At 63.6% G+C, this 15,004-nt stretch carries 17 protein-coding genes and 1 pseudogene; 15 read left to right on the plus strand and 3 right to left on the minus strand.

All coding sequences use genetic code 11. The features are described 5' to 3' along the window. Window positions 1–58: 58 nt before the first annotated feature. A complete protein-coding gene (locus PE067_RS17720) occupies window positions 59–2,428 on the plus strand; it encodes a pre-peptidase C-terminal domain-containing protein (RefSeq protein WP_276191014.1) in 2,370 nt (789 codons plus the stop codon). Between the two features lie 124 nt (window positions 2,429–2,552). On the opposite strand, the gene mdh is transcribed toward PE067_RS17720, so the two are convergent. Then, the gene (mdh, locus tag PE067_RS17725) at window positions 2,553–3,515 is read right to left on the minus strand and encodes a malate dehydrogenase (protein ID WP_276191015.1); all 963 of its coding nucleotides are present in this window, start codon (window positions 3,513–3,515) and stop codon (window positions 2,553–2,555) included. A 202-nt stretch (window positions 3,516–3,717) separates the two neighbouring features. Between mdh and PE067_RS17730 the strand changes: the two genes are divergently transcribed. From PE067_RS17730 to PE067_RS17795, 14 genes and pseudogenes are all read left to right on the plus strand, one after another. Continuing rightward, window positions 3,718–4,458: a sulfite exporter TauE/SafE family protein gene (locus PE067_RS17730; protein WP_276191063.1), complete on the plus strand. Its 741-nt coding sequence runs from the start codon at window positions 3,718–3,720 to the stop codon at window positions 4,456–4,458. Between the two features lie 105 nt (window positions 4,459–4,563). Further along, on the plus strand, window positions 4,564–5,406 hold the full coding sequence (locus tag PE067_RS17735) for a CoA ester lyase (protein ID WP_276191016.1): 843 nt from the start codon (window positions 4,564–4,566) through the stop codon (window positions 5,404–5,406). 42 nt (window positions 5,407–5,448) lie between these two features. Next, window positions 5,449–6,000: an NnrU family protein gene (locus tag PE067_RS17740; RefSeq protein ID WP_276191017.1), complete on the plus strand. Its 552-nt coding sequence runs from the start codon at window positions 5,449–5,451 to the stop codon at window positions 5,998–6,000. A gap of 1 nt (window position 6,001) precedes the next feature. Further along, entirely contained in the window at window positions 6,002–6,208 is a 207-nt protein-coding gene (locus PE067_RS17745; RefSeq protein ID WP_276191018.1) for a DUF1737 domain-containing protein, read from the plus strand. Further along, the gene (locus PE067_RS17750; protein ID WP_276191019.1) at window positions 6,205–7,239 is read left to right on the plus strand and encodes a MaoC family dehydratase; all 1,035 of its coding nucleotides are present in this window, start codon (window positions 6,205–6,207) and stop codon (window positions 7,237–7,239) included. The genes PE067_RS17745 and PE067_RS17750 overlap by 4 nt, the downstream gene beginning before the upstream one ends. Further along, the gene (locus PE067_RS17755; RefSeq protein ID WP_276191020.1) at window positions 7,236–7,688 is read left to right on the plus strand and encodes a hypothetical protein; all 453 of its coding nucleotides are present in this window, start codon (window positions 7,236–7,238) and stop codon (window positions 7,686–7,688) included. Before PE067_RS17750 ends, PE067_RS17755 begins: the two co-directional genes overlap by 4 nt. Before the next feature lie 264 nt (window positions 7,689–7,952). Next, window positions 7,953–8,345, plus strand: a complete 393-nt coding sequence (gene sdhC, locus PE067_RS17760) for a succinate dehydrogenase, cytochrome b556 subunit (RefSeq protein ID WP_276191021.1) — start codon at window positions 7,953–7,955, stop codon at window positions 8,343–8,345. 17 nt (window positions 8,346–8,362) lie between these two features. Next, the gene (sdhD, locus tag PE067_RS17765; RefSeq protein WP_276191022.1) at window positions 8,363–8,752 is read left to right on the plus strand and encodes a succinate dehydrogenase, hydrophobic membrane anchor protein; all 390 of its coding nucleotides are present in this window, start codon (window positions 8,363–8,365) and stop codon (window positions 8,750–8,752) included. 8 nt (window positions 8,753–8,760) lie between these two features. Further along, window positions 8,761–10,564: pseudogene (gene sdhA / locus PE067_RS17770) on the plus strand (succinate dehydrogenase flavoprotein subunit). 100 nt (window positions 10,565–10,664) lie between these two features. Continuing rightward, window positions 10,665–10,940, plus strand: coding sequence for a hypothetical protein (locus tag PE067_RS17775; RefSeq protein ID WP_276191023.1), 276 nt, complete (start codon window positions 10,665–10,667; stop codon window positions 10,938–10,940). Continuing rightward, window positions 10,940–11,287, plus strand: a complete 348-nt coding sequence (locus tag PE067_RS17780) for a hypothetical protein (RefSeq protein WP_276191024.1) — start codon at window positions 10,940–10,942, stop codon at window positions 11,285–11,287. Before PE067_RS17775 ends, PE067_RS17780 begins: the two co-directional genes overlap by 1 nt. Next, the gene (locus tag PE067_RS17785) at window positions 11,284–12,015 is read left to right on the plus strand and encodes a hypothetical protein (protein ID WP_276191025.1); all 732 of its coding nucleotides are present in this window, start codon (window positions 11,284–11,286) and stop codon (window positions 12,013–12,015) included. Before PE067_RS17780 ends, PE067_RS17785 begins: the two co-directional genes overlap by 4 nt. Window positions 12,016–12,033: 18 nt before the next feature. After that, complete coding sequence (locus tag PE067_RS17790) at window positions 12,034–12,816, plus strand: succinate dehydrogenase iron-sulfur subunit (protein ID WP_276191026.1); 783 nt, start codon at window positions 12,034–12,036, stop codon at window positions 12,814–12,816. 141 nt (window positions 12,817–12,957) lie between these two features. Next, entirely contained in the window at window positions 12,958–13,122 is a 165-nt protein-coding gene (locus PE067_RS17795) for a hypothetical protein (protein WP_276191027.1), read from the plus strand. Between the two features lie 154 nt (window positions 13,123–13,276). On the opposite strand, the gene PE067_RS17800 is transcribed toward PE067_RS17795, so the two are convergent. Beyond that, complete coding sequence (locus PE067_RS17800; RefSeq protein ID WP_276191028.1) at window positions 13,277–13,972, minus strand: metal-dependent hydrolase; 696 nt, start codon at window positions 13,970–13,972, stop codon at window positions 13,277–13,279. A gap of 38 nt (window positions 13,973–14,010) precedes the next feature. Next, window positions 14,011–14,919, minus strand: a complete 909-nt coding sequence (locus tag PE067_RS17805; RefSeq protein WP_276191029.1) for an AEC family transporter — start codon at window positions 14,917–14,919, stop codon at window positions 14,011–14,013. Between the last annotated feature and the right edge of the window lie 85 nt (window positions 14,920–15,004).

Consider the following 15,004-nt stretch of genomic DNA (forward strand, 5'->3'; position numbering starts at 1 on the left):
GGTTATTTACGCCGACACTGAACTCATCCGATTACATCTGCGAGGAGCGCGTCAGGCAATGCCCGATATACCTGGAAACTCGACGACGACCGCCGTCATCACAGGAACCGGCGATTTCCGTTCGTCGCTTGAAACCAACATGGATCCGGATTGGTGGCGGGTCGAACTGACGGCTGGGCTGACGTATAATTTCTATCTGATCGGCGACGGCACCGGCACCGATATCTATGGCACCCTGCGTCTGCGCGACGGGCTGGGCGGGTCGATCAATGCGGCCAACGATGGCTCGTGGATGACCTATACCGCGACCTCGACCGGCACCTATTTCATCGAAGTGGCGGATCTGTACCAATACAACACCGACAACGGCAACAACGGTGCCGAAGGCCCCTATGTCATCCGCACCCAGATGTCGGACAGGATCGTCAACAGCAGTTCGACCACGGCGGCGATTGCACGCAGCGGCAGCATCAACGGCAATCTGGAAGCGAACAATGACAGCGACTGGTATCGCGTCGAACTGGTTGCGGGCCAGCGGGTCGGTTTCTCGGTGACGCCGAACGGCAGCCTGACATTCGACAGCGCCACGGTCCGTATTCATGACCAGTATGGCGCGGTGCTGGCCTCGGCCAGCGATGGGGCCGGGAATCAGGCGACCTATACCATTGGCACGACCGGCACCTATTACGTCTCGGTCTCGGATAGCAACATCTATGACACGGCCAATGGCAATGGCGGGGCAGAGGGTGCCTTTACCCTGATCTCGCGCATTTCGGACAATGTCGCGAACAACAACACCACGACTTCGCGGCTGATCGACGGCGGGATGCTGCGTGGCAATATCGACGCCTATGGCGATTCCGACTGGCACGCGTTCAGTGCGGTCGCAGGACGCACCTATACCTTTACCATGACCGGGACCGGCGGGGCGGACAGCCTCGCGTCGATGGTGCTGTTTCTGCGCGACGGTTCCGGCGCGTCGCTGGCGTCGCGGACGGGATATACCTCGTCCGGCGGATCGGTGATCACCTGGACGGCCAGCACAACCGGCACCTACTATCTGGACGCTTCTTATCGCGATTATTCGACCAACAACGGCGCCTACAATCTGTCGGTCGTGTCGAATTCCCCGACCATCAACGGCACGGCCGCGAATGATGTGCTGAACGGCGGCGCCAATGCGAACACCATGCGCGGTGGCGGCGGATCGGACCGGATTTTCGGCAATGCGGGCAATGATACGCTTTATGGCGAACTCGGCAATGACTCGCTGAGCGGCGGCGACGGCAACGATGTGCTGATCGGCGGGCTGGGCAATGACCTGATGAACGGCGGCGCGGGCATCGACACCGTGAACTTTGCCGGAGGCGTCGCCGTGACGGTCGACCTGACCCGGACCGGGCCGCAGGCCACCGGCTATGGCAATGACACGATCATCAATGTCGAAAACGTCGTTGGCGGCAATGGGGCCGACCGCCTCATCGGCAATGCCAATGCCAATATGCTGACCGGCGGTGGCGGCAATGACACGCTGAACGGCGGCGCGGGCAACGACGCGCTGAACGGCGGCGTGGGCAACGACACCCTGCTGGGCGGTGCGGGCAATGACACGCTGAACGGCGGTGCGGGCAATGACGTGCTGAACGGCGGCGCGGGGATTGATACCGCCGTCTATTCCGACAATGCCGCGATCAGGGTGAACCTGGGCCTTGCCACCGCGCAGGCCACCGGGCAGGGACAGGATACGCTGCTCAGTATCGAAAACGTCACCACGGGCGGCGGCAATGACCGGCTGACCGGCAATGCGGCGGCGAACCGGCTGGTCTCGGGGGCGGGCAATGACACGCTGAGCGGCGGCGCGGGCAACGACACGCTGGACGGCGGGCTTGGCAATGACGTCATCGACGGCGGCGCGGGCATCGACACGCTGCTGTTTTCCGGCGCGGGTGCCGTCCGGGTCAATCTGGGGGCCACCGCGGCGCAGAACACCGGGCGCGGGCTGGACACGATCCGCAACATGGAAAACGTCACCGGCAGCACCGGCAATGACGTTCTGACCGGCAATGCCGCGGCCAACAGGCTGGAGGGCGCCGGCGGCAATGACAGGCTGTTCGGCGGGATGGGCCACGATACGCTGATCGGCGGCGCCGGAAACGACCGTCTGGTGGGCGGTTTCGGCAATGACGTTCTGACCGGCGGCTTGGGGGCGGACATCTTCGTCTTTGGTCGCAACGAAGGTTCGGATCGCATCCTGGACTGGCAGGACGGCACCGACCTGATCCATATCAACGCAAGCGGCGCCAGCTATGCCGATCTGAGCGTCCAGCAGGTCGGCCAGAACACCCAGATCAGTTTTGACGGGACGGTCATCACGCTGGTCGGTGTTTCAAGCTGGAGCATCTACACCTCGGACTTCATTTTCAACTGAGCGTCGGCCCTGAAACAATCGCCCCCGCATCCGGCATGCGGGGGCTTTTTCATGCGCACAGGGGACAATGAAAAACCCCGCGCCGGGCGGGCGCGGGGGTCCTTGGTCATCAACCGATCCGGGCTTATGCCAGCGACGGGTCGATTTCCTTGCAGGCCGCGACAAGACCCTTCACGGCGTCGATGGATTTGTCCAGCATCGCCTGTTCGTCGCTGTTCAGCGCGATGTCGATGACCTTTTCGATGCCATTCGCACCGATCACGGTCGGCACGCCGACATAGATCCCGTCCAGACCATAGGCGCCCTTGACGAAGGCCGCGCAGGGCAGGACGCGCTTCTGGTCCTTCAGATAGGCTTCGGCCATCTCGATCGCCGAGGTCGCGGGCGCGTAGAAGGCCGAGCCGGTTTTCAGCAGCGCGACGATTTCCGCGCCGCCGTCGCGGGTGCGCTGGACGATGGCGTCCAGTTTGTCCTGCGAGGTCCAGCCCATTTTGACCAGATCCGGCAGCGGAATGCCCGCGACGGTCGAATAGCGGGTCAGCGGCACCATGGTATCGCCGTGGCCGCCCAGAACGAATGCGGTCACGTCCTTCATCGAGACGCCGAATTCCACCGACAGGAAATGGCGGAAGCGCGCCGAATCCAGCACACCGGCCATGCCGACGACCTTGTTCGCGGGCAGGCCCGAGAATTGCTGCAGCGCCCAGACCATTGCATCCAGCGGGTTGGTGATGCAGATCACGAAGGCGTCGGGGGCGTATTTGGCAATGCCTTCGCCGACCGATTTCATGACCTTCAGGTTGATGCCCAGCAGGTCATCACGGCTCATGCCCGGCTTGCGCGGCACGCCTGCGGTGACGATGCAGACATCCGCGCCTGCGATATCGGCGTAATCATTGGCGCCTTTCAGGCTGGCGTCGAAACCTTCGGACGGGCCGGATTGGGCGATGTCCAGCGCCTTGCCCTGCGGCGTGCCTTCGGCGATGTCGAACAGAACGACGTCGCCAAGTTCCTTGATTGCAGCCAGATGAGCCAGTGTGCCACCGATCTGACCTGCGCCGATAAGCGCGATCTTGGGTCGGGCCATGGGAACCTCCATTTGGGATTTCACAGCGACGGCCTAGTGCCTTGGTCTGAAAATCGCAAGAGCGGCGATTCATGGTTGCGCGAACACGGCCGGATATTTGCAAAAGATGCCGTGCAAGGGGCAGCGGGCGGATTGCGGTTGCGCGGCGCCCATCCTGTCGGCATGGATCGCGCAAGGAAACAGGGGGCGGGCGATGTTCGGTCTGGACGCATGGACATGGGTGCTGGCGATCATCGCCGCGACATCGGTCGGCTTGGCCAAGGGCGGGCTGAGCATGGTCGGCGTGATTTCGGTGCTGCTGCTGGCGCTGGTCATGTCGCCGGTGCAGGCGGCGGGGATCCTGCTGCCTGTCTATATCATCTCGGATATCGGGGGGCTGGTCGCCTATCGCAGGAATTTCGACCGCCATATCCTTGGCAGGCTGCTGCCGGGGGCCGTCGCGGGCATTCTGCTGGGCTGGGCGACGGCCAGTTTCGTCACCGACCGCGCCATCGAATTCGTCGTGGGGGTGATCGGCCTTGTCTTTGCGCTCAGGGCGCTGATCGGGCAGGGGCACGGGGCCGCCGCGCGGGCGCCGGACTGGGGCAGGGGCAGCTTGTGGGGGCTGGTCTCTGGCTATACCAGCTTTGTCGCCCATGCCGGTGCGCCGCCCTATCAGGTCTATGCCCAACCGCTGCGTATGACACCTGTCGTCTATGCGGGCACGACGACGATCTTTTTCGCGATCTGCAACATGGTCAAGCTGGTGCCCTATGCCCTGCTGGGACAGTTGTCCGCCCAGAACCTCAAGGTCGCGGCCGTGCTGGTGATTCCCGCGCTGCTGGCGGTGCGGGCCGGGCTGTGGATCGTCAGGCGCATGCCGGTCCGGATCTTTTACGCCTTTATCACCTGGACCCTGCTGATCGTGTCGCTGCGGCTGATCTGGGCCGGTGTGATGGGTTGATTTCACGGGGAAAAGGCGAAACTCGCCGCGCTGCAGCACGATTTGGCTTGTCATTTGCTTCGCAGCGGGGCAATTTCGCGAAACTTTGTTGCTTTGGGGGCCGCCATGACTCGTCCATATCGCTCTGTCCTCTATATTCCCGCCGCCAATCCGCGCGCGATGGAAAAGGCCCGCAGCCTGCCTGCCGATGCCATCATCTTTGATCTGGAGGATGCGGTGGCGCCCGGTGAAAAGGTCGCGGCGCGCGCGCTGCTGGCGCAGGCCCTGCAGGCGGATTACGGCAGACGGGCGCGGATCGTGCGGATCAACGGGCTTGAGACGGAATGGGGGCAGGACGACGCGCGGGCATTCGCGACCGGCGCCGATGCCGTGCTGATTCCCAAGGTCAGCCGCCCCGAGGATCTGGACCGCGCCGCAGCCCTGATCCCCGATGCGCCCCTTTGGGCGATGATGGAAACCGCCGAGGGCATGCTGCGCGCCGCCGATATCGCCCGCCACCCGCGCCTGCAGGGCATGGTGATGGGCACGAATGATCTGGCCAAGGAACTGAACGCCCGTTTCCGCCCCGACCGTCTGGCGATGCAGGCGGGCCTGGGCCTGTGCCTGCTGGCCGCCAAGGCGCATGGCAAGGTGATCGTGGATGGCGTCTTCAACGCCTTCAAGGACGAAGACGGGTTGCGATTCGAATGCGAACAGGGCCGCGACATGGGCTTTGACGGCAAGACGCTGATCCATCCCGCGCAGGTCGAGATCGCCAATCAGGTCTTTGCCCCGTCGCCGGTCGAGGTCGACACGGCCCGCCGTCAGATCGAGGCCTTTGACGTCGCCCAGTCTCAGGGCAAGGGCGTGGCCGTCGTCGATGGCCGCATCGTGGAAAACCTGCATGTCGAAACCGCGCGCGGCACTCTGGCGCGGGCGCGGGCGATTGCGGAACTGGCCGCCGGGTGACAAGGTTGCAGCATCTTTCAGCCAGTCGAAGGGACCAGCCGGATGTTCATCCTGATTGTCGGATCAGCCCTGTGGTGGGCCGCCCATCTGTTCAAACGCATCGCCCCCGAACGCCGCGCCCGGATGGGCGACAGCGCGCGGGGGCTGTTCGCCGGGGCGCTGATCGTGTCGGTCGTGCTGATGGTGATCGGCTATCGCATGACCGACGGCCCCTATTGGTGGGGCGCGACGCCCGCCCTGAAGGGTATCAACAACCTGCTGATCCTGCTGGCATTTTACCTGTTCGCGGCGGATGGCATGAAAACCCGGATCACCCACAGCCTGCGTCACCCGCAACTGACGGGCTTTGCGCTCTGGGCCTTTGCGCATCTGCTGGTGAATGGCGACCTGCCGTCCTTTGTCCTGTTCGGCGGGTTGCTGGTCTGGGCGCTGGTCGAGATGATCGCGATCAACCGGGCCGAACCGCGCTGGATACCCCCGACCAAGCCCCTGGCCGCGAAACGCGAGGTCATGGCAGTCGCAGGCGCCATCATCGTGATGGGCGTGGTCGGGCTGATCCATGCCCTGCTTGGCTATAACCCGTTCGGAGCCTGACGTGCCGAAAATCTACCGCCTGCTGACCGAGGATGACACCTCTGCCTTTTGCCACAAGGTTTCCGACGCCCTGTCAAAGGGTTGGGATCTGTATGGCGACCCGGCCTACAGTTTCGACGCGGCGCGCGGCGTCATGCGCTGCGCGCAGGCCGTGACCAAGGACATCGCGGCCGACTACCATCCTGACATGAAGCTGGGGCAACAATGACCAAGACCAATCCGGGCCGTTTTTTCGAAGATTACCGCATCGGCGACATCATCCGCCATGCCGTGCCGCGCACCGTTTCCGGCGGGGAACGGGCGCTGTATCACGCGCTGTATCCGGCGCGTCACGCGCTGCATTCCAGCGATGAATTCGCGCGCGCCAGCGGGTTGGACGGGTCGCCCATGGACGACCTGATCGCCTTTCACATCGTTTTCGGCAAGACCGTTCCGGACGTCAGCCTGAACGCCATCGCCAACCTTGGCTATGCCGAGGGGCGCTGGCTGAAACCCGTCCATGCGGGCGACACGCTGCGGTCCGAATCCGAGGTGATCGGGCTGAAAGAAAACTCGAATGGCAAATCGGGCGTGCTTTATGTGCGCACGCGCGGGCTGAATCAGGACGATGAGATCGTCATGGAATATGTCCGTTGGGTGATGGTGCGCAAACGCGATGCTGCCGCGCCCGCGCCGGATGTCGTGGTCCCGGATCTGGCCAAAACCGTCGCCCCCGCCGATCTGGTCGTGCCCGAGGGGCTGGATTTCACCAGCTATGACTTTGATCTGGCGGGCGAACCTTACCGGCTTGGCGATTACGGGATCGGCGAAATCATCGACCATGTCGACGGCGTCACCGTCGAGGAGGCCGAACATATGCTGGCCACGCGCCTGTGGCAGAACACCGCCAAGGTCCATTTCGACGTCACCGCGCGCGAGGATGGCAAGCGGCTGATCTATGGCGGCCATGTGATTTCGATGGCGCGGGCGCTGTCCTTCAACGGGCTGGCCAATGCCCAGATGATCGTCGCGCTGAACGCGGGCGCCCATGCCAATCCCTGTTTCTCGGGCGATACGGTCCGCGCCTGGTCCGAGGTGCTGGACATCGCCGAAACGCCCGCGCCGGGTGTCGGCGCGATCCGGCTGCGCACCGTCGCCCATACCGGCAAGGCGGGGGATCACGGGCTGAAGGGCGGGGATGGGAAATACCTGCCCCATGTCCTGCTGGATCTGGACTATTGGGCGCTGATCCCGGCATGAGCCGGTTTCGCACCATGGCGGCGGGGCTGGTCGCTGCCGCGCTTTCGACGGGCGCGGGTTGGGCCGACACGCCCTGTTCCCTGCAGGGTCTGGAGCCGATTCCCGTGCTGGAAAAGGCCAAGGAACATTTCCTGCACGGCCGCTACGAAAGCTTTTCGGACGCGCTGCAACCCGTCATCGAATTGGACGAACAGCAGTTTTCCAATATCTTTGGCCCGATATCCAAAGCCGCGCCCAAGGGTTTCGACAGTTGTTCGACCGTGGTCCGGCGTGTCGATGACGGTGGCCTTGTGCAGGAACTGGTGCTGTATTCGGGGCTGAACCGTTCGGGGCGTCAGGACCAGATCCTCAGCCTGTATCTGGTGGCCGCGCCGCTTGGCGATGATCTGCGGCTGGTCCTGTTTTCCATGAAGGACACGATCGGCATGGCGCTGGACGAGGTCAGATGAATGCCGTGCCGGGCGCGATCAGGGGTCCGGCATGATGTTTCCCGGCGACGAACCGGGACCTTGGTCGGAAATATGTGATCACACGTCGCAATGCTGTGATCACAATGCTACTAAATCGCGTATTCTAACTGATTTGTCGCGGTAATGGACGTGACACGCCCGGCAAAAGAGTTAGAAACGCCACGAATTCAGCCAGCCCAGGTCGCCAGCTGAGGCGCAGGGGTCACAGGCACAGCACCTGACACGAACGCAGGAGAGCGCATTATGGCCGACGTCAACCGGGGCAACCGGCCGCTGTCCCCCCATCTGCAAGTCTACCGCCTACCCTTGGCGGCGATCACCTCGATCTTGACGCGCATAACCGGCCACGCGCTTGTCGCGGGCATCCTTTTGCTGGTCTGGTGGCTTGTCGCCGCCGTGACCTCGGACCGGGCATTCGCCTGCGCCGATTGGGTGATGCGGTCGTGGATCGGTTTCATCATCATGACCGGCTCGATGTGGGCCCTGTGGTATCACCTGCTGGCCGGGGTCCGGCACATGTTCTACGACGCGGGCATGGGGCTGGAAATCGAGACCGCCCAGAAAAGCAGCTGGGCGCTGGTCTATGGCTCGGTCGCGCTGGCCGTGCTGACGCTGATCCTGTTCTTTGTGTTCTGATGAAGGAGGCAACCCGGATGCGTTACATCACTCCGCTCAAGGCAGCCGAAGGCCTCGGGGCCTCTCATACCGGAACGCAGGATCACTGGTTCCTGACCGTTTCCGCCGCCGCGCTGGTCCTGCTGACCCCGGTGTTCATGCTGGTCGTGGCCCATGCCATCGGCCTGCCGCGCGCCGGCGTCATGGCCTATTTCGGCCAGCCTTTCCCGGCGATCGTCACCGGGTTGTTCATCATCGTGGGGATGCTGCATTTCATCCGCGGCACCCGCGTCATGATCGACGACTACCTGCAGGGCACGGCCCGCAAGGTCGGCATCATCGCTTCCGTCATCTTCAGCTATGCGGTCATCGCCGCGGCTGTTTACGCGCTGGTCCGGATGGGCCTTGCGACGCTCGTTCTCGTCTGAGGTTTTCCATGGCTGACTATGATTATGTAACGCATGATTACGATGTGGTCGTCGTGGGCGCTGGCGGCGCCGGGCTGCGGGCGACGCTTGGCATGGCCGAACAGGGGCTGCGCACCGCTTGCGTGACCAAGGTTTTCCCGACCCGTTCGCATACCGTCGCGGCGCAGGGCGGCATTGCCGCCAGCCTGTCGAACATGGGCCCCGACAACTGGCAGTGGCACATGTATGACACCGTCAAGGGGTCCGACTGGCTGGGCGACACCGACGCCATGGAATATCTGGCGCGCGAGGCCCCCAAAGCGGTCTATGAGCTGGAACATTACGGCGTGCCGTTTTCCCGCACGGAAGAGGGCAAGATCTATCAGCGCCCCTTCGGCGGCCACACCACCGAATTCGGCGAAGGTCCCCCCGTGCAGCGCACCTGCGCGGCGGCCGACCGCACCGGCCACGCCATCCTGCACACGCTTTACGGCCAGTCGCTGAAGGAAAAGGCCGAATTCTTCATCGAATATTTCGCGCTGGACCTGATCATCACCGATGGCGCCTGCACCGGCGTCGTCTGCTGGAAACTGGACGACGGCACGATCCATGTCTTCAACGCAAAAATGGTGGTGCTGGCGACGAGCGGCTATGGCCGCGCCTATTTCAGCGCGACATCCGCCCATACCTGCACCGGCGACGGTGGCGGCATGGTGGCGCGCGCGGGCCTGCCCCTGCAGGACATGGAATTCGTGCAGTTCCACCCGACCGGCATCTACGGTTCCGGCTGTCTGATCACCGAAGGCGCGCGGGGTGAAGGTGGTTACCTGACCAACAGCGAAGGCGAGCGTTTCATGGAACGCTATGCCCCGACCTACAAGGATCTGGCCAGCCGCGACGTGGTCAGCCGCTGCATCACCATCGAGATCTGCGAAGGTCGCGGGGTGGGCGAGCACAAGGATCACATGTTCCTGAACCTGCAGCATCTCCCGCCGGAAGCACTGGCCGAACGTCTGCCGGGGATTTCGGAATCGGCGCGCATCTTTGCCGGTGTCGACGTGACCAAGGAACCGATCCCGATCCTGCCGACCGTGCATTACAACATGGGCGGCATCCCGACGAACTACTGGGGCGAGGTGCTGAACCCGACCCAGGAGATCGCCGGATCAGGTCTTTCCCGGCTTGATGGCGGTGGGCGAGGCGGGCTGCGCCTCGGTTCACGGGGCGAACCGGCTTGGTTCGAACTCGCTGATCGACCTTGTGGTGTTCGGCCGTGCGGCGGCGATCCGTGCGGGTCAGGTGATCGACCGCGCGGCGCCGATCCCCCCGACGAACAAGGAACAGGTGCAAAAGGCGCTGGACCGCTTCGACCATTACCGCAACGCCAATGGCAACACGCCGACGGCGGAACTGCGGCTGGAAATGCAGCGCACCATGCAGGCCGATGCCGCCGTGTTCCGCACCGACAAGACTTTGGCCGAAGGCGTCGTCAAGATGCAGGCGATTGCCGCCAAGATGGCCGATATCAAGGTCACCGACCGCAGCCTGATCTGGAACAGCGACCTGATGGAAACGCTGGAACTGACCAACCTGATGCCCAATGCGCTGACCACCATCGTCGCCGCCGAGGCGCGCAAGGAAAGCCGTGGCGCCCATGCCCATGAGGATTACCCCGAGCGGGATGACGCCAACTGGCGCAAGCACTCCCTTGCATGGGTCGAGGGGAACGCGGTTAAACTGGCCTATCGGCCCGTTCACCTCGAGCCTCTGACCACGCAAGAGGAAGGCGAGATTGACCTGAAAAAAATCGCACCCAAAGCGAGGGTTTATTGATGCGTCTTCGTCTTCCCCTGATCCTGACCGCCGCCGCTGCTGGCCCTGACCGGCTGCGTCGTGCAAAATCCGAACGCCGGCGCCCCCGGCGATTCCGCAGGTGACGGCGCCCGCCGCGCCTTCGGCCGATGCGCTGGCACGCAATGCCGCGCGCACCGCCGTGAACCGCGAAATGGCGCGGCGCCTGCCGGGCGCCAATGTCGCGCCCTATACGGATTGCGTCATCAACAACGCCTCGGCCGCCGAACTGGTCGATATCGGGCGTCAAAGCACCGCGGGCGGCAATGTCGGCGATCTGGTCGCGGCCATCGTCGGGCGCCCGGCGACGACCGAATGTATCGCGCGGGCGGCTGCCTCGGCCCGGGCAACGGTCTGATGGGCGCGCTTCGGGGCATAGGTCTGGTTCTGGTCCCGGCGGTGCTGGGACTGGCGGCCTGCGCCCCGACGCCGCGCGAACGCATCCCGCTGGAACATGCGCAGGCGCTGTGCATGCAACTGGCGCTGGATCAGGAACGCGGTCGCGACCCCAGGGTGCGGGTCGGCGTCGGTGTCGGCACGGGCGGTTTCCGGGGCGGCTACGGCTCGATCGGGATCACCACCGACAGTCTGGGCCGCGCATCGTCGCGCGACCCCGAGCGCGTCTATCGCGACTGCGTCATCCAGCGCGCGGGCGTCAATCCGATGAACGGATTTTACGAACAACTGGGCGCGGGGTCGAAATGATCCGCGCCCATCTTGCCACATTTCCGCCGCGCCGCCGGATCCTGCGCCGCGTTGTGGATGCGTTCCTGCCGCAGGTCGATCACCTGTTTGTCGTGCTGAACGGCTATGACGACGTGCCGGGCTATCTGGCCCGCGATGTCAGGGTGACGGCGGTGATCCCGGATCGCGATGTCAAGGATGCGGGCAAGTTCTGGTTCGCACCGGAGCCCAGTGATATCGTTTTCACCATCGACGACGATATCGGCTATCCCGCCGATTACGGCGCCCGCACGCTGGACCTTGCCGCGCCGATGGGCTTTGACGGCAATGTCTTTGGCTATCAGGGCAATGCCTTTGCCGCGGTCGGGGATGGCCAGCCCGCGATCTGGCACAATTATCTGTTCCATCAGGAACTTGCCGAGACGCGCGGCCTGTCGATCATCGGCACCGGCACGCTTTGCGCGCGCGGCGACGCGATCCCGCCCCTGACCGAGATCGAGCCCTTTGCCGGTGCCTGCGATCTGGCTTATGGCCATTGGCTGCGGCGCAAGTCCTTTCTGCCTTGGGCGCTGCCCCGCGTTGCGGAATGGCTGACGAATACCCTGCCGCAGAACCTGCGCAAATCATCGCTTTTCGCGACGGTCCACCGTGAACGCCGCCCCGCCCATATCGCTCGACTGACGGAATTCGCCTTTGGCTGGCCCCATGCGAATACCCGTTTCGACGATTATCAACCGACTGCGTTCTGACCACCAGGAGAAGACCCAATGGTCCAGTTCAGACTTCCCAAGAACTCCCGCATCCGGGTCGGCAAGACCTGGCCCAAGCCCGAGGGCGCCAAGAACGTCCGCAAGTTCAACATCTATCGTTGGGACCCCGATAGCGGGGAAAACCCGCGCGTTGACAGCTATTTTCTGGATCTGGACAAATGCGGGCCGATGGTTCTGGACGCGCTGATCAAGATCAAGAACGAAATCGACCCGACCCTGACCTTCCGCCGGTCCTGCCGCGAAGGCATCTGCGGGTCCTGCGCGATGAATATCGACGGGGGCAACCGGCTGGCCTGCATCTTCGGCATCGACGAGGTCAAGGGCAAGGACGTCAACATCTACCCGCTGCCGCATATGGCTGTGGTCAAGGACCTGATCCCCGACCTGACGCATTTCTATGCGCAACACGCCTCGATCCATCCCTATCTGATGACGGAAACGCCGTCGCCGGACAAGGAATGGCGCCAGTCGATCGAGGATCGCAAGAAGCTGGACGGGCTGTATGAATGCGTGATGTGCGCATCCTGTTCGACATCCTGCCCCAGCTACTGGTGGAACGGCGACCGCTATCTGGGTCCGGCCGCGCTGCTGCATGCCTATCGCTGGATCATCGATAGCCGCGACGAGGCGACCGGCCAGCGTCTGGACGAGCTGGAAGACCCGTTCAAGCTGTATCGCTGCCACACGATCATGAACTGCACCAACACCTGCCCGAAAGGGCTGAACCCGGCCAAGGCGATTGCCTCGATCAAGCATATGATGGTCGACCGGATCGTCTGATCTGATCGGCTGATCTGATCGTCCGGCATGGCCGGTATGCAGTTGCATACAAACTGACGCCGCGCCGCAGCACTGGAAAATGCTGCGGCGCGGAATTATCTCGGGGTCACGGAAGGAATGGCTTTCCGATGAGGACCCGAGATGAAAAACGTCACTGATATCAAACATGCCCCGTCCCAGATCGCCGCTGCCGAAAAGGCCCGGCGCGGTGCCGAAGTCGCGGCACTGACGGTTCTGGAACAGATGTATGGCTATTTCAGCTTTGACCCGATGCCGCTGGAAGCGGCAGAGCGCAAGGCGGCCTGATCCGTCAGCGGGTCGCGGCCGGAAGGGCCGGGCGATCCGGATGATGACCCTGTATTGCGGCGCGGAACCCTTCCGTCGCCGCGTTTGATGTTTTCAGGGGCCTGCGATAGGGGGCTGAGATGTGAAAAGGCGCCGGAAACCGGCGCCTTTCGTGTCAGAGCTGGATCTGCTCCAGCACTTCGGGTTCGATCAGGGCGACCCCGGGCGGTAGGCCCGCCTTGAGCGCATCGGCATTCTGCGCCAGCACTGGGAAGGTGCGGTAATGGCAGGGGATCACGGTGCGGAAGTTGAAATATTTCCGCGCGGCCCATGCGGCGCGTTCCATGTCCATGGTGAAATGGCCGCCCGCCGACAGGATGCCGATATCGGGTTTGTGCAATTCACCCATCCATGCCATGTCGGCCATGATGTCGGTGTCGCCCGACAGATAGATGACCCGGCCCTCGCCCGCGATCATATAGCCCGATTCATGGCCGGTGTAGATCGGGCCGTCGGCCCCTTCCATCGACGAGGAATGCGAGGCATTGACCATCGTCACCTTGGCGCCGCCCAGATCGACGGTGCCGCCCTTGTTGAAGCCGATGCCCTCGATCCCCTCATGCGTCTGCCGTGTGTTGATCAGGTCATAGATGCCGACGACGGGGATTTTCAGCTCATGCGCGATGGACAGGGCGTCGCCGGTATGGTCGCCGTGACCGTGGGTCAGCAGGATATGGGTTGCGCCCGCTATGGCTTCGGCGCGGCGGTCTTCGGGAAACATCGGGTTTCCGGACAGCCACGGGTCGATCAGAATGACTGCGCTTTCGATTTCAAGCCGGAAACCGGAATGACCAAGCCAGGTCAGTTTCATGATATGCTCCTTTTTGCAGCGGAATGGACGGGCGGCCCTCAGGAAAAGGCCGAAAGAACAAAGGGGATGCTGACAACGGCCAGCAGGGTCTGCCAGGTCAGGATGTCGGCATAAAGATCAGCGTCTCCGCCCATCTGGCGGGCGACGATATAGCCATTGGCGGCGGTCGGAACCGAGGTGGCGATCAGCCCGGCCACCATCAGATCGGCGGCAAGGCCAAGATGGCGGCCCAGCATCCAGAAGATCGCGGGCAGCGCGAGCAGCTTGATCCCGACGCCCAGCCACAGCGCCGGATAGACCGACCACAGCCGGTCGATCTGGATGCCCGCCCCGACGATCAGCAGGCTGGCAGGTATAGCCGATGCGCCCAGCATGTCCAGCCCCTGGGTCACGGGCGGCGGAATGCGCAGATGCAGCAGGTTCAGCGCCAGCCCCGCCGTGCAGCCCAAAATCAGCGGATTGGTGACGACCGCGCGCAGCATCCGCCCCAGGCTGCCGCCCGCGCTGCCCCAGATCGCCAGCACCAGGATATTCGCCAGATTGACCGCGGGGATCAGAAAGGCCATCGCGACCGACACCAGCGCCGTGCCCTTGGCCCCCATCATCTGCGACGCCATCGCCAGCGAGACAAAGGCGTTCCACCGCGTCGAGGTCGCGAACAGCGTGGTGAATTGCTGATTCGGCAGCGACAGCACGGGTTTCAGCACAAAGGCCGCCAGCCCGGCGATCCAGACCGCCGCGATCAGCGCCATCGAAAACGGACCGATCCGCGACCAGTCCAAATCGGCGCGATAGACGGAAACCAGCATGATGGCCGGGAAAAACAGCCGGTAGCAGCACAGCTCGATCCCCGACCATGCGCTGGCCGGGACCAGGCCGCTGCGGCGGGCCAGATAGCCGATCGCGACCAGAAGCGCGATGGGGATGATGGCAACGGTTGCTGACATGGCGGCACATTGCTGCGGCGCGGCGCAGCGGTCAATCCCGCTTTCCGACGGGGCGCGCGGGGCGCGCAAGCCGCTTGCCCCGGTT

Origin of the sequence: Paracoccus sp. DMF-8 (assembly GCF_029309835.1) — a bacterium.
In the GTDB taxonomy this organism is placed as follows: Bacteria; Pseudomonadota; Alphaproteobacteria; order Rhodobacterales; family Rhodobacteraceae; genus Paracoccus.

Excerpts from the sequence above, each read along its gene's own strand:
- PE067_RS17720 (WP_276191014.1), top strand. The coding sequence starts at position 59 with ATGCCCGATATACCTGGAAACTCGACGACGACCGCCGTCATCACAGGA.
- PE067_RS17740 (WP_276191017.1), top strand. The coding sequence starts at position 5,449 with ATGTTCATCCTGATTGTCGGATCAGCCCTGTGGTGGGCCGCCCATCTG.
- mdh (WP_276191015.1), bottom strand. The coding sequence starts at position 3,515 with ATGGCCCGACCCAAGATCGCGCTTATCGGCGCAGGTCAGATCGGTGGC.
- PE067_RS17805 (WP_276191029.1), bottom strand. The coding sequence starts at position 14,919 with ATGTCAGCAACCGTTGCCATCATCCCCATCGCGCTTCTGGTCGCGATC.
- PE067_RS17785 (WP_276191025.1), top strand. The coding sequence starts at position 11,284 with ATGATCCGCGCCCATCTTGCCACATTTCCGCCGCGCCGCCGGATCCTG.
- PE067_RS17800 (WP_276191028.1), bottom strand. The coding sequence starts at position 13,972 with ATGAAACTGACCTGGCTTGGTCATTCCGGTTTCCGGCTTGAAATCGAA.
- sdhD (WP_276191022.1), top strand. The coding sequence starts at position 8,363 with ATGCGTTACATCACTCCGCTCAAGGCAGCCGAAGGCCTCGGGGCCTCT.
- PE067_RS17750 (WP_276191019.1), top strand. The coding sequence starts at position 6,205 with ATGACCAAGACCAATCCGGGCCGTTTTTTCGAAGATTACCGCATCGGC.
- PE067_RS17795 (WP_276191027.1), top strand. The coding sequence starts at position 12,958 with ATGAAAAACGTCACTGATATCAAACATGCCCCGTCCCAGATCGCCGCT.
- PE067_RS17780 (WP_276191024.1), top strand. The coding sequence starts at position 10,940 with ATGGGCGCGCTTCGGGGCATAGGTCTGGTTCTGGTCCCGGCGGTGCTG.
- sdhC (WP_276191021.1), top strand. The coding sequence starts at position 7,953 with ATGGCCGACGTCAACCGGGGCAACCGGCCGCTGTCCCCCCATCTGCAA.
- PE067_RS17735 (WP_276191016.1), top strand. The coding sequence starts at position 4,564 with ATGACTCGTCCATATCGCTCTGTCCTCTATATTCCCGCCGCCAATCCG.
- PE067_RS17790 (WP_276191026.1), top strand. The coding sequence starts at position 12,034 with ATGGTCCAGTTCAGACTTCCCAAGAACTCCCGCATCCGGGTCGGCAAG.
- PE067_RS17755 (WP_276191020.1), top strand. The coding sequence starts at position 7,236 with ATGAGCCGGTTTCGCACCATGGCGGCGGGGCTGGTCGCTGCCGCGCTT.